The sequence below is a fragment of the Hahella sp. KA22 genome (assembly GCF_004135205.1).
Lineage (GTDB): Bacteria > Pseudomonadota > Gammaproteobacteria > Pseudomonadales > Oleiphilaceae > Hahella.
Window position 1 is genome coordinate 3,857,747 of record NZ_CP035490.1, and the last position, 24,931, is coordinate 3,882,677.

General features: G+C 54.1%; 22 protein-coding genes. 14 read left to right on the forward strand and 8 right to left on the reverse strand.

Annotation, left to right across the window (positions count from 1 at the left end; all coding sequences use genetic code 11):
• Positions 1-148: 148 nt before the first annotated feature.
• Positions 149-1,450: a sensor domain-containing diguanylate cyclase gene (locus EUZ85_RS17225; RefSeq protein WP_127970450.1), complete on the forward strand. Its 1,302-nt coding sequence runs from the start codon at positions 149-151 to the stop codon at positions 1,448-1,450.
• 156 nt (positions 1,451-1,606) lie between these two features.
• Here the strand turns inward: EUZ85_RS17225 and EUZ85_RS17230 are convergent, their stop codons facing one another.
• Positions 1,607-3,883 (reverse strand): pyridoxal-dependent decarboxylase, encoded by a 2,277-nt coding sequence (locus EUZ85_RS17230; RefSeq protein WP_127970451.1) that lies wholly within the window; start codon positions 3,881-3,883, stop codon positions 1,607-1,609.
• 269 nt (positions 3,884-4,152) lie between these two features.
• On the opposite strand from EUZ85_RS17230, the gene EUZ85_RS17235 reads away from it, so the two are divergent.
• Positions 4,153-5,877, forward strand: coding sequence for a potassium/proton antiporter (locus EUZ85_RS17235; protein WP_127970452.1), 1,725 nt, complete (start codon positions 4,153-4,155; stop codon positions 5,875-5,877).
• 66 nt (positions 5,878-5,943) lie between these two features.
• Here the strand turns inward: EUZ85_RS17235 and EUZ85_RS17240 are convergent, their stop codons facing one another.
• Positions 5,944-6,696 (reverse strand): phosphatase PAP2 family protein, encoded by a 753-nt coding sequence (locus EUZ85_RS17240; RefSeq protein ID WP_127970453.1) that lies wholly within the window; start codon positions 6,694-6,696, stop codon positions 5,944-5,946.
• 236 nt (positions 6,697-6,932) lie between these two features.
• On the opposite strand from EUZ85_RS17240, the gene EUZ85_RS17245 reads away from it, so the two are divergent.
• Complete coding sequence (locus tag EUZ85_RS17245; protein WP_127970454.1) at positions 6,933-8,639, forward strand: hypothetical protein; 1,707 nt, start codon at positions 6,933-6,935, stop codon at positions 8,637-8,639.
• Positions 8,640-8,786: 147 nt separating this feature from the next.
• On the opposite strand, the gene EUZ85_RS17250 is transcribed toward EUZ85_RS17245, so the two are convergent.
• The 5 genes from EUZ85_RS17250 to EUZ85_RS17270 all read right to left on the reverse strand — a co-directional run bounded on the left by EUZ85_RS17250 (position 8,787) and on the right by EUZ85_RS17270 (position 13,680).
• On the reverse strand, positions 8,787-9,446 hold the full coding sequence (locus EUZ85_RS17250) for a DUF799 domain-containing protein (RefSeq protein WP_127970455.1): 660 nt from the start codon (positions 9,444-9,446) through the stop codon (positions 8,787-8,789).
• A complete protein-coding gene (locus EUZ85_RS17255) occupies positions 9,443-9,811 on the reverse strand; it encodes a DUF4810 domain-containing protein (protein WP_127970456.1) in 369 nt (122 codons plus the stop codon). The genes EUZ85_RS17250 and EUZ85_RS17255 overlap by 4 nt, the downstream gene beginning before the upstream one ends.
• Positions 9,812-9,842: 31 nt before the next feature.
• Entirely contained in the window at positions 9,843-10,508 is a 666-nt protein-coding gene (locus tag EUZ85_RS17260) for a CsgG/HfaB family protein (protein WP_127970457.1), read from the reverse strand.
• 106 nt (positions 10,509-10,614) lie between these two features.
• Entirely contained in the window at positions 10,615-11,805 is a 1,191-nt protein-coding gene (locus EUZ85_RS17265) for an NAD(P)/FAD-dependent oxidoreductase (protein ID WP_127974501.1), read from the reverse strand.
• Between the two features lie 15 nt (positions 11,806-11,820).
• Positions 11,821-13,680 (reverse strand): LodA/GoxA family CTQ-dependent oxidase, encoded by a 1,860-nt coding sequence (locus tag EUZ85_RS17270; RefSeq protein WP_127970458.1) that lies wholly within the window; start codon positions 13,678-13,680, stop codon positions 11,821-11,823.
• A 522-nt stretch (positions 13,681-14,202) separates the two neighbouring features.
• On the opposite strand from EUZ85_RS17270, the gene EUZ85_RS17275 reads away from it, so the two are divergent.
• Together EUZ85_RS17275 and EUZ85_RS17280 are read left to right on the forward strand one after the other, a co-directional pair.
• Positions 14,203-15,216 (forward strand): leucine-rich repeat domain-containing protein, encoded by a 1,014-nt coding sequence (locus tag EUZ85_RS17275; RefSeq protein WP_127970459.1) that lies wholly within the window; start codon positions 14,203-14,205, stop codon positions 15,214-15,216.
• Positions 15,217-15,491: 275 nt separating this feature from the next.
• Complete coding sequence (locus tag EUZ85_RS17280) at positions 15,492-16,484, forward strand: leucine-rich repeat domain-containing protein (RefSeq protein ID WP_127970460.1); 993 nt, start codon at positions 15,492-15,494, stop codon at positions 16,482-16,484.
• A gap of 39 nt (positions 16,485-16,523) precedes the next feature.
• Here EUZ85_RS17280 and EUZ85_RS17285 read toward each other — a convergent pair whose 3' ends face one another.
• Positions 16,524-17,426 (reverse strand): LysR family transcriptional regulator, encoded by a 903-nt coding sequence (locus EUZ85_RS17285; protein WP_127970461.1) that lies wholly within the window; start codon positions 17,424-17,426, stop codon positions 16,524-16,526.
• An 87-nt stretch (positions 17,427-17,513) separates the two neighbouring features.
• On the opposite strand from EUZ85_RS17285, the gene EUZ85_RS17290 reads away from it, so the two are divergent.
• The 9 genes from EUZ85_RS17290 to sctJ all read left to right on the forward strand — a co-directional run bounded on the left by EUZ85_RS17290 (position 17,514) and on the right by sctJ (position 24,928).
• The gene (locus EUZ85_RS17290; RefSeq protein WP_127970462.1) at positions 17,514-18,140 is read left to right on the forward strand and encodes a bifunctional 2-polyprenyl-6-hydroxyphenol methylase/3-demethylubiquinol 3-O-methyltransferase UbiG; all 627 of its coding nucleotides are present in this window, start codon (positions 17,514-17,516) and stop codon (positions 18,138-18,140) included.
• A gap of 249 nt (positions 18,141-18,389) precedes the next feature.
• The gene (locus tag EUZ85_RS17295; protein ID WP_127970463.1) at positions 18,390-19,394 is read left to right on the forward strand and encodes a hypothetical protein; all 1,005 of its coding nucleotides are present in this window, start codon (positions 18,390-18,392) and stop codon (positions 19,392-19,394) included.
• A 202-nt stretch (positions 19,395-19,596) separates the two neighbouring features.
• Positions 19,597-21,318 carry a type III secretion system outer membrane ring subunit SctC gene (sctC, locus tag EUZ85_RS17300; RefSeq protein WP_127970464.1) on the forward strand — a complete coding sequence of 574 codons (1,722 nt, stop codon included), beginning with the start codon at positions 19,597-19,599 and terminating at the stop codon, positions 21,316-21,318.
• 152 nt (positions 21,319-21,470) lie between these two features.
• A complete protein-coding gene (gene sctD, locus EUZ85_RS17305) occupies positions 21,471-22,871 on the forward strand; it encodes a type III secretion system inner membrane ring subunit SctD (RefSeq protein WP_127970465.1) in 1,401 nt (466 codons plus the stop codon).
• Entirely contained in the window at positions 22,855-23,106 is a 252-nt protein-coding gene (locus tag EUZ85_RS17310; RefSeq protein WP_241567067.1) for a hypothetical protein, read from the forward strand. The genes sctD and EUZ85_RS17310 overlap by 17 nt, the downstream gene beginning before the upstream one ends.
• Positions 23,090-23,314: an EscF/YscF/HrpA family type III secretion system needle major subunit gene (locus tag EUZ85_RS17315; protein WP_127970467.1), complete on the forward strand. Its 225-nt coding sequence runs from the start codon at positions 23,090-23,092 to the stop codon at positions 23,312-23,314. The genes EUZ85_RS17310 and EUZ85_RS17315 overlap by 17 nt, the downstream gene beginning before the upstream one ends.
• A complete protein-coding gene (locus tag EUZ85_RS17320) occupies positions 23,311-23,712 on the forward strand; it encodes a hypothetical protein (protein WP_127970468.1) in 402 nt (133 codons plus the stop codon). Before EUZ85_RS17315 ends, EUZ85_RS17320 begins: the two co-directional genes overlap by 4 nt.
• Before the next feature lie 2 nt (positions 23,713-23,714).
• Positions 23,715-24,128 (forward strand): type III secretion system inner rod subunit SctI, encoded by a 414-nt coding sequence (gene sctI, locus EUZ85_RS17325; RefSeq protein ID WP_127970469.1) that lies wholly within the window; start codon positions 23,715-23,717, stop codon positions 24,126-24,128.
• A 2-nt stretch (positions 24,129-24,130) separates the two neighbouring features.
• Positions 24,131-24,928, forward strand: a complete 798-nt coding sequence (gene sctJ / locus EUZ85_RS17330; protein ID WP_127970470.1) for a type III secretion system inner membrane ring lipoprotein SctJ — start codon at positions 24,131-24,133, stop codon at positions 24,926-24,928.
• Positions 24,929-24,931 lie beyond the last annotated feature (3 nt).

A 24,931-nucleotide genomic window follows, 5' to 3' on the forward strand; every position in this document is an offset into this window, starting at 1 on the left:
AATACAGTCACTCATGACTGGCGCTTCCACCATTTCTGACTAATTCTTATACATAGTCAGTCACAGGGATGAGCGGACAGGGATCTTGGACTTCCTTTGCAACTATGAAGCCGGGGTCTGGCCGCTGAGGCCGGAAGGAGTGTGTCCTTTGTATAAAGACGTCGATATCAGTCGCCTTCCGGTATTGGAGTCCCGCGCTGACGTTGCGCTCTTTGATTTGCATCCCGATGTGATCTTTATTTTCGACCTGGATGTTCATGCCTTCTGGTGGGCCAATGCCGCGGGCGTAGCATTCTGGGGGCTAGATAATCTTCAACAGGTGATCGACAAGGACATGTCCGGCGATACCGCCAGTGCGCGCCGTCGTATGCGGCAGACTTTCGAGAAAGCGGCGCTGGAAGGCGTCTCTGTCAATTCCTGGACCGCCTATCCTGAGCAAAAGCCCAAACGTCTGCATATGCGTCATCGGGCGGTTCTGCTGGGGCCTGAGCGCCATCGCGGCACCATCGCCTTCATCTCCGATGGCGGGCCGCCAGGAGATAATCCTGAACAATGCTTATTCACCGAAGCGATTCATTACACTTCCGTGGCGGTGACCAGTTTCTCCCTGGGCGGACAGCCCTTGTTTGAAAACCCCATCGCCACCGAGCTATACGGATATGCGGTGAGGGAGGGCGCGCCGGCAGGGGTTTCCGTGTTCGAAAGCCGTTTTCATGATCTGGAGGAAGGCAGAGAGAGGCTGCGCCAAGGGCAGGCGTTGCTGGACAGCTCGCAGGACCACTTGATGATCACCCGCCGCGGCGTCCGCAAGCACACCGTGGATATGCGCGCGAGCCGGCATCCGGTGAGCGGCGAATACGTGATACTGGTGTCCGAATACGATATCAGTGCGCTGCAAAACGCGCTGGATGAGTCAGAAAGAGCCAAGTCTGAGCTGAAAAAGCTGGCGCACTACGATGCGCTGACCGGCGTGCCCACGGTGCGCCTGTGCAAGGATCGACTTGACCGCATGATCGCCGTCGCCAGGCGCAATGAGGGCGTCGCGGCGCTGTTGTTCATCGACCTGGATGGCTTCAAGGCGGTGAATGACCAGCACGGCCATGACGCCGGCGATTGTCTGCTGAAGGAAGTGGCGGTGCGCCTGCAATCTTCCGTACGCGCTTCGGATACCGTAGGCAGAATCGGCGGCGATGAATTTATCGTGTTGATCCCGGATCTGCAGCAGCGCGAGCATGCGGGTCTGGTCGCCCACCAGATTATCAAGACGCTCTCCATGCCGGTGACCGTGACTTCAAACGACGGCAGTGAAGTGGAAGTGTATATCGGGGCCAGTATTGGCGTGGCGTCGTACCCCGATAACGGCGATGATCCGGAAGCCTTGCTGCGTAACGCGGACGCGGCGATGTATCAGATCAAACGACTGGGCAAGAATAATTACGGTTACGCGTAAAGCTTATTGTTACCGAGGGGAAGGGCGGTTCAAAAAACACGCGGCCGGGAAGGCGCGGCCGCGTGAGAAATACAGCAATTACACTTGATTACAGCATAGCATCTGTCTCGAACACTCTATTCATCTACGACACAACCTGCGTTGCGTCGTCAGACGTTACTGACTGCACAAGAGGTTCACTTCTTTTCTCAGTTTCGGCAGGAAGATATCCGTAAAGAAGTTGTACAGCCCCATCTGATCATGCTCATGGGTATAGATCGCCCATGGGTCCAGAATGACGGAACGGATGCAGGGAATGGCGTTCACCTGCTGGGGATTTTCAAACAGGCGCTCGCCCAGGGCGTTCATAAAGTCGTCGCCGTAATCATCCCGGTTAAAGGTAGTCATGGATACGAACACTTGGTCGGGAGAGACCGGCTGCCCTGGCGGTACGCTGAGTTTGTCGAACAGGTCGTTGTTAAGCTGCAGCGTCCGCTCCAGTGAACGATCGTTCTTATCGACGAACACATAGTCCACGATATTCTGGTCGCCGGAGACCTTGGTCAGGAACGAACTGATTTCGCGATGCTGCAGCAGGTCACGCTTGGAGACCTGACGCTTCCACAATGTTTCGGCAATGGCTTTGCGCTGCATTTCCTGATCTTTGGGCATCGGAGTCAGCAGAATCAGATCGAACTTGTCGTCCGGGAAGGCGATGTCCATAGTCGCCAGATACAGGTAGAACAACTTCGAGTTCAGCATGCTCTGGTTGATGATATGGCCATAGCCGCGCTTGTCTGGACGAATAGTCTGATGGCTAAGGTAAACCGCGGTGGCCGCCGCGCCGGGCTTGGAGCCTTCCAGGCCGGATTCGCCGATATTGCGGGTGTTGATGCTGTCGCTGTCGCCTTCCGAACTGATATAAGGCGCGCTGAAACTCAGCAGGTTGATGATTTTCTCATTGCGGTAAGTCAGGCTGCCCGCCGGGTAGGGGATGTAACCCATTTTGTGCGGATCAATCGTGGCGCTGTCGCAACGGTGGACATGGGCCATACTTTCGTACACCGACGCTCTGAACCAAGTGTCGCTGTTGTCGAACTGATCTGTTGCCTGTGCGCCCTGCTGCGGTTCGGAGCCCATCTCAAAGGGCTTGCGGATGCAAGCCATAAAATAGCCGCCCCAGGCGCCGTCGGTATGCACCGCATACTCGAAGGGTTCTGCGTCGCGACGGAAGCCCTCACGGATCTGCAGTATTTTTTCCACCGGGTCCACCGCGCCTTCTTCGGTGGAGCCGAAGACAGCGACGTTAAGCAGGATGGGCTTTTTGTTCTGCTTACAGGTGTTCAGTACGGCCTGCAGCAGATCGGTTTTCACTCTGCCTTCTTCATCCACATAGACATTCAGCACGGCGTCGTCGCCAATCACGTTGATGTCCGCCATCTGCGCTTCGGTCAAGCCTTTCTGACCGCCGCCCAGGCCAAGCACGGCGGCTGACTTCACCCAGGAGTAATGCTTGGTGGAGGGGACAATGATCGCAGGCGCTTTGATGTTTTCCGCCGCCAGATATTTATTCTGGAAGAAGGTCATGCCTCTGGAGTTGAGGGAATAGCCTTCTCCCAGCGTCTTCCAGACGGTCGCTTCGTCCACGCTGAGCAAACTGGCCATTTTGCCCGGCAGGTTCAATGCGTCGTCCTGCATCAGGTTGAGCAGACGCCAGGCGCTGGCGTCGGCGACACGTTGGCCGTCAGGCAGGGTGAGGCTGTCGCGAATGGAGGCGTAAGCTTGCCCGTCTTCCATAGAGTATTTAATGCCCAGAGGCATGTACTTGAGTTCGCGGGCGGCCCAAACGCTTTCGATGTTGGCGACCGTGCCGCCGCTGGTGATATGCGACCAGGAACGCGGTTCGGCGGACTCGCTGTCATTTTCCAGGGGACGCACATTGAAGCCGGCCATTTGCGCCACGTCGTTGGCGGCGACGATCTCCAGTAATGTCGTCGCCGGCGCAGCCTGTGGCGTAACGTTATTCTGGTTCTGCAGCATGCCGGACAGGTAGCCGATAATCGCCGGCAGAGTGATGTCCCAGGTCATATGCCCTTGATAACGCAGGCTGGAGAAGGGGACGGAGTATTGGGTCAATAGGCTGAGAAGGTCGTCGCTGCGCTGCTCGATATTCTGTAGCGCCTGCACGTAGGCATCGGAAGACTTCACTTTATCGGTGATATATCCGGGATCTTCCGGAAACTGATTGGTGCGTCCTTCCAGCGTTTTCTCGACAACGGCGCTCAACAGCTTCTTCACTACGTCAAGATTTTCGCCTTTCGTGCCCATAAACCAACCGGCGATGGAGGTGTCATCCAATAAGGGCGCGCCAACCAGGCCTTGTTTTAAATGGGATTTAACTTGTTTTAGAACATCGCGTGAGACAAATTTCCTTCTTGGGGAAGTCATTTCCATTACGGGATCTCCGTTTTATTGTGCTTGACATGCAATGTTGGGTAATCGCGATATATAAGGCGGGTGTTTCCTAATCAGAAACAAGCATGATCAGTACGGCGTGAAATCGTCCACTCAGAGACAGCGGTCGCGAGATGGCTATCTTAGTACAGTCAGGGGAATTAGCAACCGGAGAAAACAAGGCGGCGGCGCACGCTTAAGCGGCGTTGCAGGCCTGGTTTTGACGGGAGCGGGGAATGGCGCGAGACAGGCGGCGGATTGACTAACGGATGACAATAGAAACCACTTACCAGTTTATTTTTGGCAGCGCTTTGCTGGCGTTGCTGTGCGTGTTCACCAGTGTGTTGTCGCGTCGGCTTGGGGCGCCGCTGTTACTGGTGTTCCTGGTCCTGGGCATGCTGGCGGGGGAGGACGGGCCCGGGGGCATTAAGTTCGACGATTTCGGCCTGGCGTTTCTGGTCGGCAACCTGGCGTTGGCGGTGATTATTTTTGACGGTGGGTTGGGCGCGCGCCGGGATACGTTCCGCGTCAGCCTGCGTCCGGCGCTATCGCTGGCCACCGTGGGCGTTTTAGCGACTGCAGGTTTGACCGGGCTGGCGGCCCACTGGATTCTGGATCTGACCTGGCAAGAAGGTCTGTTGATTGGGGCTATCGTCGGCTCCACGGATGCGGCGGCGGTGTTCGGCTTATTACGCAGCGCGGGGCTGGAATTAAAAGAGCGCACCGGCGCCACCCTGGAAATCGAATCTGGCTCCAATGATCCGATGGCGATATTTCTGACTATCACCCTGGTGCAGTTATTGAGCGCGCCGACAGGCAATCCCGGCTGGTCCCTGTTGAGCGAGCTGGCGATTCAAATGGGGCTGGGGCTGGCGGCGGGGGGCGCTGGCGGTTTCATATTATCGAGGCTGCTCGCCCGCCTGCAATTATCCGCTTCTCTCTATCCGCTGTTGGCGTTGACCGGGGCGCTGAGCCTCTTCGGCGTGACCAACCTGTTGGGCGGCAGCGGCTTTCTTGCGATCTATATCGTGGGGGTGATGATCGGCGCCAAATCGTTGCCCTACGGCGGCGATATCCATCGCTTCCATGATGGGCTGGCCTGGTTGAGCCAGATCATCATGTTTCTGATGTTGGGGCTGTTGATTACGCCGAGCAAAATGACGCCGATTATCGCGCCGGCGATCGCCATCGCCTTCGTGCTGATCTTTTTCGCTCGCCCCCTGGCGGTGCTGCTGTCTCTGGCGCCTTTCCACTTTCCATGGCGGGAACAGGCTTTTATCAGCTGGTGCGGTCTGCGCGGCGCGGTGCCGATCATACTCGCGCTATTTCCTTCTCTGGCGGGACTGGAGCATACCCGCATTTACTTTGACCTGGTGTTCTTCGTCGTGCTGATTTCGCTGATTCTGCAAGGCTGGACCATTGCGCCCATCGCCAGATGGCTGCAGGTGGAATTACCGCCGCCGGTGCGGGAGCCGGAGCATCTGACGCTGAAAATCCCCGACTCGCAGGAGAAGGAAGTGTTGCTGTATCAAGTGTCTCCCAGTTGTCGCGCACTGGGAATGCAGGGGAGGCAGTTGCCGCTGTCGGAAGGCGCGCAGTTGATTGGCGTGATTCGCCTGGGCGTCCTGTTGGCGGCGCCGAAGGAGCAAAAACTGGCGGTGGATGATTACGTGATGGCGTTGGCGACGCAAGGGACCAGCAGCGCCCTGGGGCGTTATTTCGCCCCGGAACAGCCGCGCGATATAGAGGCCAGTCTGTTTTTCGGCGAATTCGCCATCAACCCCGACGCCAAACTGGCGGACCTGGCCCAGCTGTATTGTTTTAATGTCCGGGATAAGGATGCTGAGTTAAGCGTCGCCGACTTTGTCCTCAGTCAGTTCCACGGCAAACCGGTGGTGGGCGACCGGGTCCAACTTGGACCGGTGCATTTTGTGGTGAAAGAGGTCAAAGACGGCGTCATTGCCGCGATCGGGTTGAAACTGGGGCGGAGCTGATCCGCGCCTGTCAATCCTGAGCGGGCTTTAACCGCCTTTCTGGTTTCCCGTCGCATCAGACCAACACTATTCCTCTGCAAGTTTAGACGCTGCCTGTAATCTCGGCCATGACGCCTTTTGCGGTGCTGAAACAGACGGCGTGACGGCGACACTATGAGGGAACGCCAGGCGGTAGCCGGCCAAAGCGACGAACCAGCAGATAGCGAGAGTCCAGATATCGTGGGAAACAAAGTGAGCGCCTCGCAACTGTTGCGCGACGCCGAAACCCGCTCCCAGGCTTAACGCAAACCCCAGCGCCCTGAAGCGCCAACGAGGCAAGTGGACTAGCGCGACAAAGTAAAGGCCGATCCAGGCGTAGCCGCCGCTGGCGTGGCCGGCGGGGAAACACTGTCCATCCTGGCTGGCGGCGTCGAAGGAGATCGCGCCGCCGTAGCGCAGCAAATCCCAGGGGCAGTTAACCTGGGTGAGACGCTTAAGCAGGGAGACGCTGAGCAGAGAAATCGCCACGCTAGCAAACAGATAGACCAAAGCGCGTCGATAAGGGCGGAGTCGTTGTATGAAGAAGGAGCCTGTCAGCAACGCCAGCAGCAGGAAGGCCATAACGCCGACCATGCGTCGCCCGTCATTGTGCAGAAGATCGCTGGTCACCCAGGCGTCCCGCAAAAACCATTGATGTCCCTCCCAGCTGTAGATCGCATCCGCCAGCGATAAATCCAGATGCAGGTCGTTGATCAGCATTATCAGAGCCAGAAAGGCCAGGAGCGGATACCAGAAGTGAATTCGATAGAAATCCGTTGAATCGTCTTGCCAGTTTTTCAAAATCGTATCGTCCGTCTAACAGCTTGTATGGGGGCATTCTAGGAAATGGCGGACCAAGCAAGTCTCAAGAAAATATCAAGCAATGATCAAGAGTCTCCAACTTTGATGTTTGCTTGATGTCCCGTTGATAATTGGTTGTTCCCCGCCTGATTAGGATGAGGCTGTCATCTATTAATCGGCGTGTGACGTTAACCGTGAATAACCCGGCGGAAGGCGCAAACAAGACAAGCCCGTGCATGGGCGTGAACAGAAAGCTGCGGACCTTGGGCGTGAGCCTCTGCTGGCTGGCGGCGCTGTGCAGCGCGCTCGCTGTTGCACAGGAAAAAGGTGATCATTCTGACGCAGACTGCGAGCCCATCTACGATGCTGAGAAAACCTCGAAGTTCGATTTTGTCGGGCTAAGCGGCGCCTATTCCCTGGATGACTACGCCGGCGCCGAGATAGGACAAATCTGGGTGGAGCCGCTTCCGGTTTTTGACGAGTCCGATCCAGACGAAAATAACTTCCTGTATCGTCTGCTGAACAAGATTCATATCCTGACGCGTACGGATGTGGTCTCTGGACAACTCCTGTTTAAGAGCGGCGATCGTCTGGATGTGGACACGCTGCGTGAGTCGGAAAGGATTCTCAGGAAAAACAGTTATCTCATCGACGCGCGCATCGTGCCGTTGCGTCAGTGCGACGGCAAAATTGACCTGCTCGTAGTGACCCGGGATATCTGGACGCTGGAGCCGGGTGTGAAGTTCAGTCACTCGGATGGCGCCAGCAAGGTGGGTCTGGAGCTGAGCGATAACAATATCTTCGGGACGGGCAATCAAGTTTCCGTCGCCTACAACAAAGATGACGACCGCAGCAGCGTCGACTACATGTTCGGTTCTAATCACTTGTTCGGAACCCGTCTGAAAACCCAGGTGCAATACGGCGACACCAGCGATGGAGAAACCAAGCTGTTTTCTCTGGAACGGCCTTTCTACGCGTTGGACAGCCGCTGGGCCGCTGGCGGCGATCTGCATGAAGACTCTGTGGTGGACAAGATCAAAGACGAAGGCGATGAAGTTAACGCCTATCGTCACGAGAGCAATCTCTACAACCTCTACTTTGGTCTTTCAGACGGTCTGCGGCGCGACTTCGCCAACCGCTGGTATGTCGGGATCACCCGCGAGGAAGATAACTTTTCCGCCGTGGACGCCACCCGCAGCGGCACGCCGCAAGACCGCGCCTTAACCTATCCCTGGGTGGCGTATGAAAGAGTCGAAAACCTGTTCGCCACCTACCGTAACCTGGACTTCATCGAGACCACGGAAGACGTTTCTCTGGGGAAAAATATCTACGTGAAACTGGGCTACGGCGGCGACTTTCTGGGCAATGATCGCACCCAGTGGCGTTTCAATGGCCAGTACAGCGACGCCTACAGTTTTGGCGAGCATCACCTGTTCTTTGTCGGCGCTCATCTCGATGGCTATTGGGATACCGAAGACAGCAGACTGGAAAACAGCCTGATCGGCGCCGACTTATCCTACGTGCATCTGACCGATGACCAGCACCGCTGGTTTTTCGGCTTCAAGGCGGACCTTGGCGACAACCTGGATCAGGACAAAGAACTGACTCTGGACGATGAATTCGGCTTGAGAGGCTACCCGGGCGGCTTTGAGCGAGGCGACCGCCGCTTCCTGGCCAGTATTGAACGCCGTTTCTATTCCACCACCCACGTATTCAACCTGTTCCGGTTGGGCAACGTCGCCTTTATCGACATGGGCCGCGCCTGGGAATCCGGTGACAGCGAGGCGCCGCCAGTGTTGTTCGATATTGGCCTCGGCATGCGCCTCATCTCCAGCAAAGCCCGCACCGGCAACGTCATCCACCTGGACTTCGCCATCCCCATCAACGAACGCAACAAAGTCGACGCCTTCCAATGGACGTTGAAGGTTTATGATAGTTTTTAAAGTGGATTTTGCGCTCAGGGACGCGGGTTAGGGAGAGTCGTTAAAGAGAAATTTTCGACTTCATGTAAACGAAAAAGGCCTTCCGTTGTATTGGAAGGCCTTTTGGTTATCGCATCAGAGTGGACGCTTTCAGTCCGCTGCTGATTGTTACTGCCCCTGCGTCTCCACCTTCAAATACGGTCCTGGCAACAGGCCGTTGCTGGGTGCGTTGATGGTTCTGTAGTTAGCGTTGGCGGAGAGTTCCGGAGTTTTGTCGCTCACGGAGTTCACTACCTGCTCAATCACCGCCGCCACCAGCATGCCCGCCAGACCATTGTTGCCGCCGTCGGAGGATTGCTGCGCGTAGGCGCGGCCTTGCCACAGGGTTTCGCCGGATCTGGCGTCAACCAGGCGCCAGGACGAAGACACTACCGCGACGGAGGAGATGATCTGGTATTGCTGACCCCAGTCGTCGATGGTGACGTACAACACCGCGTCAGGACCGATATGCTCGCGCAGTTTGTCCAGAGGGACGCTGTTCATTTCCGCGGGGGTGGGCAGCCCATTGTCTTTCATGAACTGATCAATCACCGCAACCGGGAAGACATAGTAGCCTTTTTCCGCCAGCGGCGCAGAGATCGTGGACAGGAAGATATAGGGCGCATTCACTTCCACCGTATTGTTCTGCGGCGGAATTACCAGGATCGAGCGTGGCTTGCTCGCCAACAGCGCGGAGTAGTCATAGGGCTGTTGCGTGGCGCAGCCGGTGCTCAATATAACGGTCAGCGACAACAAGCCGAGAAGCTTCCAGAGTTGCAAAGATCTCATTTAGTCGCCCCCTTTTTGGCTCTCTCCAGAATCCCGTCGATGAATTGTGCGGATTCAGGGTAGAGCGCTTTCTCCTGATTGAACGCCTCTACCGCCATGCCGGGCTCTCCGGCGCTGGCGTAGATCATGCCCAGATGCGCGTACAATCCGGGAGGGACTTGCTGGCCGTGGTTGTTGGCCTGCTCGATGGTGACCGTCAACTTCTCGATCTGCGTATTGTTGTCCGCTTCGCCGGGCTTGGTGTACATGTCCAGCAAAACGTCCTGATAAGACCCCCAATAATAGAGGCCGCGCGGCTGGTTGGCGCACCCCGCCAGTAGGGCGAGGGCCAAAGCCGGCGCAAGAAGGCGCAATGATTTCTTCATTCCAGAATTACCTGACAGCGAATGTAAGCGGTTATTTCAGTCTCAGTGAGCCTGAATCCAGGTCACGAACCAGGTTGTTGACCACTTCGGTAATGGCGAAGTTCAATACCTTGCCGTTCAACGTGGCGTCATAGCCGGCAGTGCCGCCGAAGCCAATGATTTCGCGGTTGCTCAGTTCATATTCGCCTGCGCCCTGGGTGGAATAAATGATGGCGGAGGTTTCTACGTCAACCACAGACAAGGCGACTTTCGCGTAAGCCACTTGTTGCTTGCCGCGGCCCAGAAGACCGAACAGTTGTCTGTCACCCACTTCCTTACGGCCGAATTCCGTGACGCTGCCGGAAATAACGTAACGCGCGCCGGCGATCTTCTGTTTAACGCCTGCGATCTGCGCTTCTTGTTGCAGCTCCTGCATATTGTCGCGATCCACCAGATTGAAACGCTGAGTCTGCTGCATGTGGGTTTTCAGGATGGATTTGGCCTGATTGCCCAAGCGGTCTGTATCCGATGAAAACAGCCCTTGCATATAGTTGGAGCGGTTCTGGAAATTGCCGACCACCATGGTGGTGCGTTCGCCGTTGTAGGAGGTGCCGTAAGAGGCGACTTTCTGGGGTTCGATGGCGCGGTGGCTTTCAGTGGCGCAAGCGGAAACCATAATGGTCAGCGCAACCAGCGCTGCATTTTTCAAGGCCTTCATGGAAAAGTTACTCCTTAAGGGGGGATAGTCTCGAAGTGTAGTTGAGCGCGCTCAGTCGCTCAAAAGGTGACTTATACTTTTTACAATTAGCTTATGCAACCCCTATTCATGGCGCTAAGGGTTCTCCCTTATTAGATGCCGGCATGGAGGCGTACGGCCTGTCTAATAAATCACCATTGCCTTCCCGCCGCTTAGCCCAAAATGTGAAAGACGCGAATCTCTCCGGCCCGACGTATGTCAGCGCCAGATGCTTGAGATAGCGTTCCGCCACGCGCAGCATTTCACCGCGATAGGCCTGCCAGGCGCCGGCTTGAAAGGGGAAACCTTCTTTAATGGCGTTGGCGGCGCTGACGGCGCTCGCCAGACAATGAAACAGTCCTTGAGAGGAGATTGGATCGAACGAAATCAGGGCGTCGCCGATAGCCAGAAACCCTTGCTGCGCCCGCGCCTGTGTCTTGGAAGCGGTCAGATCCAGTATTGCGGCGCCGGCGGGATGATAGCGCAGGGATTCCGGTTCTGACTCTGTCATGACTTCCCGCAGAATGGGATGGCGGCGAGCGAGCGCCAGAAAAGCGCCTGCTTCCCGCCACTGATGTCGCAATGGATCATGGGCGTCAAAATGATAGGCGAGCACCCGTTTCCCGTGAGGAATGCGTGCGCTGTACCACCAGCCGTTTTCGTCCGCGCAGGTGCGCAGCGTCGCTTCCTGATCGTTGGGAAGACAAGGCAAAAACGTGAAGGCGCAAAGCAGATCGTCGTCAGCCTGACGCGGCAGTCCTAAACGACGGGCAATGGCGCCAGAGCGACCAGTGGCGTCTACCAGCACGGGTGCAGTATGCACGAGGTTGTCTTGAGCCAGTCGTATTGACCAGGCGTCATCACTTCGCTCAATGTCGTACTGCCGGAGGCCCTGCAGAATGCAGGCGCCGGATTCGAGCGCGCCCTCATATAACAGACGGTCGAATCCGCGTCGATCCAACAGCCAACCAGGCCCGCAAGGGTCAAATAACGCGTCGCTCCACACCGGCGTCTCTGTGTCCCAAACCGATAACGCGGAGCCCCGCTGCAAATGGGAGCCTTCCAGGAAGCGCTCCCACAAACCCAGCTTGCGCAACAGTACGCTGGCGGCGCCGGGGAGCGACTCGCCAATGCGTGGACCGGTCTCTCCGGTTGTGCGCCGCTCAATCACCAGCACGTCATGAGACGGACGCAGGAGCCTCGCCAGCGCAGAACCGGCGGGGCCAGCGCCTAGAATAATGACGTCCCAGCGGCGCTCATCCTGCGCGCTTGCTGTCATTGACGCCATTAACCGCTATCGCCGTGGCGCTTTCTGTCGCATAAGCTCACGGCGCATGGCGTGATCGGTGAGGCGACGTTCTTCTTTCGTCATATCGGGACCGCCGCGATCCTCGACCTGCATGACCGGCGGGAAATCCGGGTCATTGGGCACGCCGGGACGGACTTCCACAATGCCCATTTCCGGGAAGCGATCAATCATGTTCGCCAACTGGTTGTCGTAACCGACGCCAAGGGTGCGATCCCAATCCGAGCGCTCTTGATAGGCGGCGATACGCTCCTGGCGGGTCAGGCCGGTATCCATCACCTTGCTGTAGTTCTCTTCGCTCAACACCTGATTCGGCACCCGCGCAGGCCAGAAGGTGGGCAAATAAGGATCGTATTGCGAGTCATAGCCGGACCGGCAGCTTGCTGTATCGGTCTGCCAGGGAATCGCCATCCAGCGGGTGATGGAGCCGGGGAACTGGGCATAGAGCGGCCCGTTATAGGACAAGGCTTCCGCCGAGGTGAGCGTGCTGCCGTAGTTTGGTTCTGGATTATTGGCCGCGCGGTGACGCCACCGATAGGGCTCGCTATACATGGTGGCGTGACGCACTGGCCAGGTCATTTCACAGCCGGGGTGAAAAGCGTCCGCCAGACAGAATTCCAACGCAGCTTTGTCCAGACAGGCGGGCTGCTCGCTGATCGGCACGTCGTCGATGGAGCGGGGCGGGTTGGCGTCCGGATCGTAATCTGACTCAAATTGTCCCTGCGCCCAGTATCCCAGCATGGCCAGCTGGGTTTCCGTCAATGCGTTCATAGCGTTGGTGACCGGTGGCATGGGGATGTTCATGGCGTCACCATACACCCAGGGCCAGAGGTTCATGGAGATGTCATTGCGGCCGGGATGGCGAAATGCGTTGGCGACGGTCCGCCGCAGCTCGGCGTAGTCATCGCCGGGCATGGAAAGCTTACGCAGATAGTCAGGGTCGAGAAAATGTTGCGGCATACCGAATCCGAAACCTGCTGCAAATCCAGCGTTCATCCACTGCAAGTCACACATGGCTTTCAGGACAGGCAGGATGTCATTCTGAAAGGAAGGGCAGGTGGGGGCGGGCGCCATGCCGGCGTTGATCGCCAGATCTGTCATCAATGCGTACATGGTGCGCACGGACTTTTGCTGCGGCCCATAATTCGGAGGAGCGACCACCACCCAGGCCGGCGCCACATCCAGTTTTCTACCATTAAACACGACTGAAGCGGTGACTGGGCCATCACTGGTGTCGTCGTACCAGCCATCGTTGTTGGCGAAGGTAGTGGGCGGTTTGCCATCATATGAGGCGGATTTTCCATGCCCGCCGAACACCAGAAGGCGACCGGTGGAGTCAGTACGCAATTCTCCCAGCGGGACATCTATTCCCATGAACTTGCCGCCCCGAAACTGATACTCCGGGCCGTAGCTGGAGGGGGTGTTGATAGAACGGGGGCCGGGAGTAATAGATAGCTCGCTACGGTCTTTAACGCTGGCGTTACGCAAGGTGCTGGGCGTCGCCGCTGCGGCCTCCGGGATATCCAGCGCCAGTTCAAAGTTGTACCAGGCAGCCTTATGGTTGGCCAGCTCCACCGTCCACTCAATCTGGGTTACATCGTCGATCGACAACTCCCGCACAACCTGTCCATTGCCGTCATATCCATAAATGCGGAACTCCGCCACTTCGCGCTTCAACGCGCCAGTTGCGTCGCGATATTCACCGGGTTCCTTGGGGGGCGGGTTCGACACCTGCGGCCCAATATAAAAACCGTCTTCTGCGAGGGAATTACCAACACGAGCGATGCCGATGGAGGGATGAATCTTGGCGTAAACAATCTGGTCGTCGGATTTGCTGCTGTTCGTCATAACACACTCCCTTTGGTTAATCAGATACCCGCCATGCCGTATCAGATGGCTGTTAAAGGAGTGTAGATGGTGGTTGGGGATTAACAAGCAAGAGAAATAACATTATTGAGGTCTGGCAAAACCCGGTTAGGATGTCAGACCGCCTGAAGTATTTTTTATCACCATCTAGGGTCTTCCCTATCAGCCATATAGCCCCCGCCAGTTTGCCGATTGAGACAAGTGCTTATCTATCGTTAGGATAAAAATACTTTTGTCTCATTCTTTCGGAACACAACATGCAAGAAGGCATTAAAACAATATCCCTCCCAGATTCATGCCTTTTATGTGCTTTAGATTCCAGAAGCAAACTCAACTTGGTAAGCCGGCTTGTTTATACGAATAGGTTATAGGCCGTTGTTCTATGAAGGATTATGCTGAAGCAATCATGAGTGATAACATCCATCACCTTTGGCGCTCGCGGAGAGAAGAATTCCGCCGATTATCGTCTCAATTTATATAAACACTGTTAAACAAGGCCTTTCTATGCTTCAGCGCACTCTAGCTCTAATGATATTCACTCTGCTTGCCGGATGCGGACAATCCGAACCTCAAAAAGCTGAACCTGAGGCTAATAATGCTCCTCAGTATTCTGAGGCTGAGGTTCAGAAACTTATCGATGTTTGTAAGAATCGGGGTGGAAATGCCCCGATGAAAGAACTGAATGCTTGTATAAAATTAAATAAATATAGTCATTTTCACACACTGGACTTGAGTAGGATAAAAATTGGAAAGTTACCAGAAGATATCTTTGACGGGATGAGTCATATTCGGCAGTTGTTTCTCAATGAGAATTCAATTTCAGCACTTCCTGAATCAATAAAAGAGCTCGTTGATCTAAAAGTTATCACGTTGGATTGGAATAAGTTTGAGTCAGTTCCAGAAGAGTTGTTTGAGATAGATGGGCTTAGAGATATTTATATTTCCCATAATTCGGTAACTAAAGTTGATCAAGGTTTGAAGAATTCTAAAAAGCTTAGAAGAATTATTCTTTCATTTAACAAATTGGAAGAGTTTCCGACTGTGTTTTCTGAAATGCCTAATCTTAAAATTCTCGATTTGGCGTCAAACTCTATTTCGCGTGTGCCTAAACAAATAGGTGGTATGTCTAGTCTTATAGGGTTATCTCTGGCTGATAACAAGGTAGAAGAGGTTCCTGAGGAGATTGGGGCGCTTTCCAACTTAACCATGTTGGATTTAAGTGCAAATAAACTAAAAACATTGCCTGTAACAATAGCAAGGCTTCCAAATTTGACTCAGCATGTAGAAGAGCATAGTGGGTTTGTGAATAATCTTACGGCGCTTGGTTTTGAGGAAGATGGAGAAGAAATATATGGGGTTTCTCTGCTAAAGGGATATCAAACAACACTGCCTGTCAGTAGATACTCAGGTATAAATCTTCTCTTTAATGAAGTTGCAGTCCTTGATAAAGAATTCTGCGATGTCTTTTTTATGAAACTGGACAGTAAAGTATCGGTTAATTGCAAAAAGATGTTTTGAATAATACTTTAACGAGAAAAATGGATTTAGAGTCTTTCTGGATGATGGTTATTTAAATTTATTAGTGCTAAACCTTGTTGAAAAATCACTGTCAATTCTACCTTTATTTGTTTCAAATATTAAAAATTATATCATATAGAACTGGGTTATAATGAGTTAGAAACTTTTTCTAATATATTGGTTAACAGTTACGAGCTTAGGTCAATTATTCATCGCCCAGCAGGATTTCCTGGATATTACCAATGGCTTATAAACACGGGTAACATGGCTTTTCTATGCTTAAGCGTGCTCTAACTCTGACTATACTCATCCTGCTTGCAGGATGTGGGCAATCCGATCCCCAAAAAATAGGGCCTTCGACAGCTCCTCAGTATTCTCAGGTTCAACTGAGGGAACTTTCTAAACTATGTGATGCGGATGAGCCTTCAGAAGCTAGTGTCGCTTCCTGCATCACGCTAAATAGACTAAAGAAGAGTATAATTCTAGATTTAGAAGGCATGAATATAAGAAGTCTCCCGGAAGATGCCTTTATGGAAATGGAGCATGTTCGGATATTAAGGTTGGGAAATAACTCTCTTTCTGAGTTGCCAAAGTCAATTGCTATGCTAAAGAAATTGAGGCAAATATATATTGATGATAATAATTTTTCTGAGTTTCCTGCCGTTTTGTTATCATTGACCAGTATAAAAGATATATTTGCGTCTAATAATCGTATTGGTTTCATGCCTAAAGAGATAGAAAGGTTGAAGTCTCTTCGGAGAATAATTGTTTCCCTGAATGATTTTAGAGAGTTCCCTGTTCAGCTAAAAAACAATGAGGAGCTCAGGATATTGGATCTATCAATGAATAAAATATCCGTTCTTCCAGAAGAAATTGGAAGTTTTGATGCTCTTGTAGGTCTTTCTTTATCGGGTAATAAATTGAGGGAGATACCTAGAGAAATTGGAATGATGACGAAATTAACCATGTTGGATCTGAGCGCGAATGAATTGAAAGAGTTGCCGGTGGAGATAGCTGCTTTACCTGAACTAAAAAGGTCTGTGGAAGGCCATCACGGTTTTGTTAGAGCCTTTGTAAGTCTTAGCTTTAATGAAGATGTTGAAGAGATATATGGAAGTTATGCCGCGGAAGAACACGATATCTATGACAAGCCTGAAAAATTTTCAGGGATAAATATTCTGTTTAATAACGTTGAGAATCTCGATTCGGAGTTTTGTAATGTATTCTTTATTAAAAAGGACTCAAACGTATATCTAAATTGTAATTGATGCTAGGCGTTAATGTGTCTGAGTCTGGCTTTTTGTAAACTATGACAATTCCCCCACCAAAAAGTCAAAAACGGTTCTGACTCTCAGGTTCATTTTCAGTTCTCGATGAGAAACGAGCCAGCTTTCGCCTTTGAATGCTTCATAATTAGGAAGGGCTCTTTCGACTGACGGCGCCATGCCAATTTCAATTGGCATGGCGCCGATGCCGATGCCGAGGCCTTGTTTGGTCATTTCCCAGTGAGCTAAGTGGCCGTCAGTCTTCACTGGAAAGTTTTTGTCGCTTAGTTCAAATCCATGCTCTTTCAGCGCCTTGATATAGGCGTCATTGTTGGTGCTGAAACCCAGGAAATGGGCGTTGCTGAATTCCTTTGGAGTTTTCGGACGGCCGATCCTGTCCAGGTAGCTTGGCGCGGCATAAAGCGCTGCTTTTATATCGCTGAGTTTTCTGGCGATTAAATCCGGTTGAGTAGGGCGGAACGCGCGGATGGCGATATCCGCTTCCCGACGTTTTAAATCGCTGGCTATATTGGATGCGATGATGTCGATATGGAGGCCGGGATATAGCGCTCTCAGCTTCATGATGATGGAAGGCAGGATAAAGGCGGCCGTCACCTCTGTGGCGGAAATAACTATTGTTCCCTCCACCGATCGGGCATGACCCGACGCCGCCATGGATAGACCTCCCGCCGCCTCGCCCATAGCGCGGACATAGCCTAACAACGCCAACCCATTAGGCGTTAGCTCCAGTCCTTTTGCCCCTCGTTCGAACAGTGCGACGCTAAGCTCTTTTTCGAGTGCGCTCACCTGCCTGCTCAGTGTCGGCTGGGAAATGCCCAGTGCGCGAGCGGCGGCGGAAAGAGATCCCTCTTCCGCTGTAACCAGAAATGCCCGCGCCTGGTTCCAATCAAAATTTACCGGACGCCATTCCATACAAATATGCATAACCATCATTCATATTCAGCAATGTTAGCAATAACTACGTATAGGTAAAATCCTAATAGTTAATCGCCAACAACCAAAAGGACTCAGATGGACTTCTCAATTAAATTCTGGGACAACGCCGCTGAACGATACGCCAGAAGGCCAGTGACCGATGTTAGCGCCTACGAGAAAAAGCTAGCCGTTACCCAACAGTTTTTTAGCGCCGACATGCGCGTCCTGGAATTTGGCTGCGGGACTGGCTCGACGGCGCTAGTGCATGCGCCTCGGGTAGCTGAATACCTGGCGACGGATGCATCCTCAAAAATGATAGATATCGCCAGAGCGAAACTGCGCGATCAATCTGTCCCGGGATTAAGATTCGATGTGGCGACGTTGGACGACTATAGCGGGCAGTCAGAATCTTATGATGCGATTCTTGGGTTGAATATTCTGCACTTATTGCGCGATCCAGATCAGGCGATACAACAGGTGTACAGGTTATTGAAACCAGGCGGTGTTTTCATTAGCAACACGGCATGTTTATCGGATACGCGGCCCTATTTGCGGCTTATCACCCCCGTGGGCAGGCTACTGAGACTCATGCCTTACGTTAAGTTTCTGTCCCGCAAAGGCCTTGAAGCGAGCATGGAAAGGGCAGGGTTTGAGTTTGATTACAAATGGATGCCCGAGACGACGAAAGATGTGTATTTCCTTGTCGCGAGGAAACGCCGTTAAGGGCTCAACAAACCGTCGCGCCAGAGCCTAAAAAAAACCTATTCTGCGTTCCGTTATTAATTTGGCGGACAAATAGCCTCTCTCTAGTGGCGCAGTTTATCCACAAACACCGAGCAGAAAAAATAGATCCACCGACCGATACCTGTCTCTTCCCACCCTGATTACTTTGCCTTTATGGCCCGCAGTTTTCTCTACTTGCGGCGCCATATCAGTCATTTTCTTTAAGATCGATAAGGCGAGGTATTTATTATGACTATTGGTGACGGCGGTGGCGTAGGGCCAATCGCCCCTCAAGATCATGTTCAGGCTGGCGGTGGTGTGGCTAACCAACCCGGGGCGGGGGTTCCTGTGTTGGCGCATAACCCAAATCCTGTGGCGCAGCAGGACCAGAATGGCCGCTCCATGTTCAGCGGCTTTTTTGAAGGCGCCGCAAATTTCAGGGCGGCGGTGTACAACCGACTGCCGAACAATCCACTGCGGGATATGTCCGTTCGGGAGCAGAATTACAGGGTTCCGCTCTCTCGTATGGAAGGCAATGCGGAGACTCTTTTTAACGATATGGATCGGGCCAATCACCATGAGCGGCTCAAGGAGCAGGCCTTGACCTCTTTTAGCGGGACGCATCACGCTACAGGCGACGCGGCGCAGGTGGCGGGGCAGTTTCAGGACTTTCTGGCGTTTGATGTTGATAATTTAAGCGCGGATGAAGTCCGGCAAGCTCAAGATAATGCGCGACAACGGACTGACAATTGGTCTGATGGCGTACCTGGGACTGAGCATGACTTTAATATCCGTTTGCAGCAGGAAAAAGAAATCATCGCACTGGAAAAACTGGCGCAGTTCGATGATCTACCGCCTCTGGATGAGTCCCGGGAGCACAATCGGATGTGGGGAGAACTGAGTGTGGGCGCGTCTCTGCAAAGAAACGTCACCATGCAGGAAACCCGCGATCAGCTTTCCTTCTTCGGCCGTCAGCTTTCAGTCTTTATGAAGAAAGAAGGATTGGGGTTCGATGGTTTGATAGACAGGAAGACGGCGCAGTTGGTGAGGGATCAGGAATTAGACGCGAATACGCGATTCGATGACCTAAACAATGATCAGCAGATCGACGTTTACAAGGCGGTATTGAAATCCGCGTCCACCGCCAACCCGAACCTGATGGATAAATTCCAGAAAACCATAAGCAGCAGCCTGCAGGCTGGCGCCGCGAACTTTATGTCGTTTCTAAATCGCATGAATATTTTCTCCAGCTAAGAGGCGATGATTTGAGCGTCATCCAGGCTCGTCAGTGGTGAGATAGATATTGGCGAGACTTGATGGCGCTGGCTTTTTGTCTTTCCGCCATGTTGCACAAATACATCGGTAGGCTGATATGGCCAAACCGTCCACCCCTCTAATCTGACTTCAGTTTGAATCCACAAGGCTGCTTAGCCTGCACAAACCAGAGGAATAGAAGATGAGGCCGCTACTGTCATTAATCGTATTGTTAATGTGCCTGTCGAATGCGGCGGTGCGCGCTGAGGGCTGGCCGTGGGCCAAACTCAGCTACGCCCATTATGCGGAAAATGAGCCCATCCAGGAGTTGTTGCAGCAGTTCGCCGCTGCGATCAACACGCCGGTGGTGGTCAGCGATAAAGTGCAGGGCGTGGTCAACGGCCGCTTCGAAAAAGCGCCAGCCCGAGACTTTATCGACAGACTGGCCAAGCTGCACAGCCTGCTGTGGTACTACGACGGCCAGGTGCTCTACGTATACGGCGCCAGTGAAGTGGAGACAGATCTGATTCATCTGCAGGACGTCTCATCTCAACGCCTGATCAAAACCCTGACGAACCTGGGCGTGCTGGACCGACGCTATACTCTCAGAGCCATTCCCGGGGAAGGAATCGTAATGGTGTCCGGGCCGCCCCGTTATACCCAGCTGGTTCAGGAAGTGGCGGATATTCTGCGCTCTGGACAACAGGGCAAGCCCAAAACCGGCGACGCCTTTGTGGTGCAGGTGTTTGAACTCAAGCACGCCTGGGCGGATGATCGCTCCATGGTGATTGGCGGCCAAAGAATAGCGGTTCCCGGTGTGGCTTCCTCGTTACAAGCGATTCTAGGTCGTCGCATATCTGAACCGACCGTCAACGCAATTGCGCCGAGAACCCTTCCCAAACTGAAAGGGCAAGGACTGGCTCAGGGGCGTTACGGACCGACGGAAATTACGCCCTCTCAGGAGGCCAACCGAGAGGTTGCTTCCGTGCGAAGCGAGGAGAGCCGCGTCAACTCGGAAACGGCAGGCTATATCATCGCCAACGAGCGTCTGAATGCAGTCATCGTGCATGATCGCCAATCCAAAATGTCCCTCTATCAGGAACTCATCGACTCTCTGGACCAGCCTAGAAGCCAGGTGGAGATTGAAGTCTCGATTATCGACGTGAGTACGGATCGTCTGAACGAAATGGGGTTTGAGTGGCAGATCAATGGACGCAACGGCAGTTTCACCAATGCGGATCTCTCCCAAGGCGCTTTGCCGCGCAGTCCTAACGAGCTGTCTTTCGTGGTGGGCGACGGCGCTAACTTCTCCACCTTGCTGACCAATCCGCAGGATCTGTTTCTGTCGCGCATTCGGGCTCTGTCGGAAGATGGCGACGCCAGCGTGCTGTCCCAGCCGACGATTCTTACTCTGGATAACATCGAAGCGGTGTTGGATCACAGCACTACCTTCTTCGTGCGGCTGGTGGGCGATCGGGAAGTGGACTTGTTTCCGGTATCCGTCGGCTCAGTGGTCAGAGTGACGCCGCATATCGTGAAAGGCGATCTCAGCGATAAAATTCATCTGAATATTAATATCGAAGACGGCCAGCAGACCGGACAGGCGGTGGACGACATACCCGCCGTCAGCAAAAGCATCATCACCACCGAAGCCCTGGTGAACGACAACGGCAGCCTGCTTGTCGGCGGCTATTACTTCAATCAGGATTCCAGCACCCGCAGCAAAATTCCCGTGCTGGGGGATATTCCGCTATTGGGGCGCCTGTTCCGTACCGACGGCAGCCAGCTGCAGAAACGAGCCAGACTGTTTCTGATTTCACCCCGCATCGTCGGCTCCGACACGGCTGAAATTAAGTACAACCAACGGCTGGAATCCCTGATCAACAAGTATCTGAGCACCGCGCCGGAACTTAATACGCCGTAGGCCCCAATTAGGCCTGTGGATATATGGTTGCGGGCGCCTTTCTAAGGCACTGTTAACACAAGCTACGGCACTGTTAACACAAGCGCGGCGACTTCCATACAGCTACGCCGCAACCCAAACGCTTCACTCATAAACCGGACACAAGTACAGCAATGACTAGCGCACAGTGGATGATCAAGTTGCTCTCCGGGCCTCACGCAGGCGCGGAAATGCGTCTCGAAAACCGCGCCTACCGGGTCGGTTCTGCAGACGAAGGAGACATCGTGTTGCACGACAAGCTGCTGCCCGAGCTGGCGTTTACGCTGGATGTGGCAGTGGACGGCCTGCGCCTGCTACGGGAAGAAGCAAATGAGACGGGCAATGAGACAAGCGTGGCGTTGCTGTGCGAAGGGCGGGAGGTCGACGAGCTGGATGTAAAAGTCGATGTCTACGCGATTTATTCTCTGGGGATGCTGCATTTCTGTTTTGGCCCGACCAACCAGCGTTGGCCGGAAATTTCACTGCCGAAGCCGCATCAGGTGGCTGAGGCAAACGCGTCTAATCTTCCCGCCGCAGCAGAGTCGGAGCATGCGAAAGATCCCGTGGACAAGCGTCGGGACAACGTCCGCAGGGGACTGCCACGAACCTCCAAACTCATGCTACCGGTGTTTCTGTGTTTCATCGCCGGCGGCGTGATCTTCAACAGCCGCTTTCTCGACGCTGGCGTTATCCAGCCGCAAGCGTCCCTGGATCTCGCCGGTATTGTCGCTCAGGACTGGCGTTTCGAAGGACTCGCCGTCAATCCACAGAGACAGAGCAACGGCGCGAACAGGTGGGTGATCAGCGGATACGTCGATACTGCGGCGCAAGCAGCGGACCTGAAGCGGCGTCTGCAGGCGCTGAATGCGCCGTTCGAGCTGGATATCCGCGTCATGGAGAGCGTCAAACGCTCAACGGAAACCCTGCTACAACAGTTCCAGTTATCACATCTGGCTGTCAGCCTCGCAGATCAGCCTGGCGAGCTGGTGATCAGCGGCGTCGAAGCGAATCTGGACAACTGGTTACGACAAAAAGAGTTGCTGCTTGCCGACATTCCCGGTCTGACCCGCATTCAGGACCGCGTAGAGAGACCGGAAAGCCGACTGAATCAACTGAAACAGTGGTTGCAGGAGGAAGGGCTCGATAAGGAAGTGCTGGTCAATGCGCAAGACGGGCGTTTGTCCATTACCTCGGATATTCGTCTGGAGGATTCCGAGGCGTGGCGCAGAGTGCAGCGCAAGTTTCAGGAGCGCTTCGGCGGGACACTGGACTTGGCTGTCATCGCCGACGCTCGGCCCACGCTGGCGATTCGTAGCGTCAGCCTGGGCGCGGTTCCCCATCTTGTGCTGGCGAACGGGCGCCGTTACGGCCTGGGAGCCCATGTCAGCGATGGCTATTTTCTGGAACAGGTCGCCAAGGACGCTGTCGTCCTGCGGCGCGGCGAGGAATTGATCAAGTATCGCGTCGGCTCCGGCGCGCCCCGTCAGATCCATGACAACGGAACCACAGGAGAAGCAAATGGGAGACAACTTTAGCGAACGTACGCCGCAAGAGTGGCTGCAGTTGCTGGTGGATTATCAGCGGCAACTGCAAGCGCGCCTGAGGGTGGGATGCCAGCCGTCAGAGTATTACCTGCTGGCGGATCTGGATGCGGCGGTGGATCTGGTGATCCGCCGATTTAACCGCTCTGGATTTAACAACCCGTTATTTAACGAAACTCGAATAAACAACACAGACGATGGAGGAAGCCGATATGGCGTTCAATTTTGATGCAATCAACGATGCGATGGGTCGCCAGGCGACATTGAAGGAGGAGGAATTGCGCTCCTTCGCCAACAGCATGGACCCCAATAACTCCACGGATCTGATCAAATTTCAGCAGAAGGTCCAGGAGTGGGGACTGATCACCAACCTGCAGAGCACGACGATCAAGTCCCTCAAGGACACCATCGCCAGCATCGTGCAGAAAATGCAGTGAGCGCAGACATGGACGCCAGTATCGACGACTTGGTTCTGGATAAATTAATTCTGCGCAAACTGGCTCTGGAAGCCTTCGACATGTTGCTCGAAGGCGCTGTCGATGACGCTCGCAAAGTGCTCACGACAGTGAACCGGATCAAACCGGGCAACCCCGCGTCGACCCTGGGGCTGGCGTTGGCGGAGCGGCTGCAGGAACCAGGGCGCGGCTGCGGACATAGCGTCGGAGACGGCCAGAACGGCGACCCGGTGTTGAACTGTTTCCAAGGTTTGATCTGGTTGCAGCAGGGCTGTGAAGAGGAGGCGAGGGCGCTGCTGGCCAAGGCGTCCCAGTCGCCGGACGCCACCGCCGCCAGACTGGCGCGAGACATCATTCAGCATGAAATAGAAGGCAGGTAACCATGGACCCTATCAATATTCAATACAGCCTGAATTTTCTCAATTCAGATCAACTCGCCGCCCCGGAACTGACGGCTGACCCGGCGGCGCTGGAGCATTTCCAGCAAAGTCTACAGTTGCAACCAGACAGTATGGCGAATTCAATAGCGGACAGCTCACCTTTGACTTTGGGCGTTGAGGCGTCGGAAGGCACACTGGGAGATAAAGTGCTGCAAGGCATGCAGAACGTAAAGTCCGGCTATGACCAACAAGTGGAGGCGATGCAGCTCACCCTGAATAGCGCCGACCCACTTAACATGAGCGATATGCTCAAGCTGCAGATGGACCTCGCCCAACTGACGCTGCAGGGTGAGCTTATCAGTAAAACCGTCAGCAAGAGCACGCAGAACCTGGATACGTTGCTCAAGAGTCAGTAGCCATGAAAAACACATCCACACCATACCGATTCTCTCGTCGAATGCGGCTTTTGCTGGGCTTTCTGCTTGGCTTCGTCCTGAGCGGCTGTAAAGAGACGCTGTACAGCGATCTGACCGAGAAAGAAGGCGCGGAGATGCTGTCGATTCTGCTGGAGGAGGGCCTGGAGGCGGAAAAAGTCCCAGGCCAGAAAGGGCAGACTGTTGCTCTTAGCGTTGAGCGCGCGCAGTTGTCCCAAGCGATCCGTCTGCTCAAAAGCCGGGGATACCCCCGCGATGACTTCACCAGCGTTGGCGAGCTGTTCAAGAAAGACGGTTTGATTTCTTCACCTCTGGAAGAACGGGCGCGCTACATATACGGCCTGTCTCAGGAGATTGCCGCGACCCTGTCGCAACTGGATGGGGTGATTACCGCCCGCGTGCATGTGGTGATGCCGGAGGTGGAGAACAAAAAAGCGCCGTTGCAAGTGTCCTCCGCCTCGGTGTTCATCAAGTATGAAAGCACTGTCAATCTGGACGATTTCGTGCCGCAGATTAAGTTGCTGGTGAACAACAGCATTGAAGGGCTCAGCTATGACAACATCGCCGTCGCGCTATTTCCGACCCAGGCCGCGCCGGTCGCTGGCGGCGCGACGATGGAAAGCGTGCTTTCCGTAAATGTGGCCGCCGGCTCGATCGATCGCCTGTATGGATTGCTCGCCATAGGCGGGCTGCTGTTGATCTGCGCTCTAGGCGGCAATCTGCTGCTGTATCGACGTATAAAACAACGCAGTGCTCACACACTGGCCATAGAGCAGGCGTAATGT

What these genes read in the sequence shown, in the direction of transcription:
- EUZ85_RS17230 (WP_127970451.1), bottom strand. Translation starts at nt 3,883, where the DNA reads ATGGAAATGACTTCCCCAAGAAGGAAATTTGTCTCACGCGATGTTCTA.
- EUZ85_RS17235 (WP_127970452.1), top strand. Translation starts at nt 4,153, where the DNA reads ATGACAATAGAAACCACTTACCAGTTTATTTTTGGCAGCGCTTTGCTG.
- EUZ85_RS17245 (WP_127970454.1), top strand. Translation starts at nt 6,933, where the DNA reads ATGGGCGTGAACAGAAAGCTGCGGACCTTGGGCGTGAGCCTCTGCTGG.
- EUZ85_RS17250 (WP_127970455.1), bottom strand. Translation starts at nt 9,446, where the DNA reads ATGAGATCTTTGCAACTCTGGAAGCTTCTCGGCTTGTTGTCGCTGACC.
- EUZ85_RS17255 (WP_127970456.1), bottom strand. Translation starts at nt 9,811, where the DNA reads ATGAAGAAATCATTGCGCCTTCTTGCGCCGGCTTTGGCCCTCGCCCTA.
- EUZ85_RS17260 (WP_127970457.1), bottom strand. Translation starts at nt 10,508, where the DNA reads ATGAAGGCCTTGAAAAATGCAGCGCTGGTTGCGCTGACCATTATGGTT.
- EUZ85_RS17265 (WP_127974501.1), bottom strand. Translation starts at nt 11,805, where the DNA reads ATGACAGCAAGCGCGCAGGATGAGCGCCGCTGGGACGTCATTATTCTA.
- EUZ85_RS17270 (WP_127970458.1), bottom strand. Translation starts at nt 13,680, where the DNA reads ATGACGAACAGCAGCAAATCCGACGACCAGATTGTTTACGCCAAGATT.
- EUZ85_RS17275 (WP_127970459.1), top strand. Translation starts at nt 14,203, where the DNA reads ATGCTTCAGCGCACTCTAGCTCTAATGATATTCACTCTGCTTGCCGGA.
- EUZ85_RS17280 (WP_127970460.1), top strand. Translation starts at nt 15,492, where the DNA reads ATGCTTAAGCGTGCTCTAACTCTGACTATACTCATCCTGCTTGCAGGA.
- EUZ85_RS17285 (WP_127970461.1), bottom strand. Translation starts at nt 17,426, where the DNA reads ATGCATATTTGTATGGAATGGCGTCCGGTAAATTTTGATTGGAACCAG.
- EUZ85_RS17290 (WP_127970462.1), top strand. Translation starts at nt 17,514, where the DNA reads ATGGACTTCTCAATTAAATTCTGGGACAACGCCGCTGAACGATACGCC.
- EUZ85_RS17295 (WP_127970463.1), top strand. Translation starts at nt 18,390, where the DNA reads ATGACTATTGGTGACGGCGGTGGCGTAGGGCCAATCGCCCCTCAAGAT.
- sctC (WP_127970464.1), top strand. Translation starts at nt 19,597, where the DNA reads ATGAGGCCGCTACTGTCATTAATCGTATTGTTAATGTGCCTGTCGAAT.
- sctD (WP_127970465.1), top strand. Translation starts at nt 21,471, where the DNA reads ATGACTAGCGCACAGTGGATGATCAAGTTGCTCTCCGGGCCTCACGCA.
- EUZ85_RS17310 (WP_241567067.1), top strand. Translation starts at nt 22,855, where the DNA reads ATGGGAGACAACTTTAGCGAACGTACGCCGCAAGAGTGGCTGCAGTTG.
- EUZ85_RS17315 (WP_127970467.1), top strand. Translation starts at nt 23,090, where the DNA reads ATGGCGTTCAATTTTGATGCAATCAACGATGCGATGGGTCGCCAGGCG.
- sctI (WP_127970469.1), top strand. Translation starts at nt 23,715, where the DNA reads ATGGACCCTATCAATATTCAATACAGCCTGAATTTTCTCAATTCAGAT.
- sctJ (WP_127970470.1), top strand. Translation starts at nt 24,131, where the DNA reads ATGAAAAACACATCCACACCATACCGATTCTCTCGTCGAATGCGGCTT.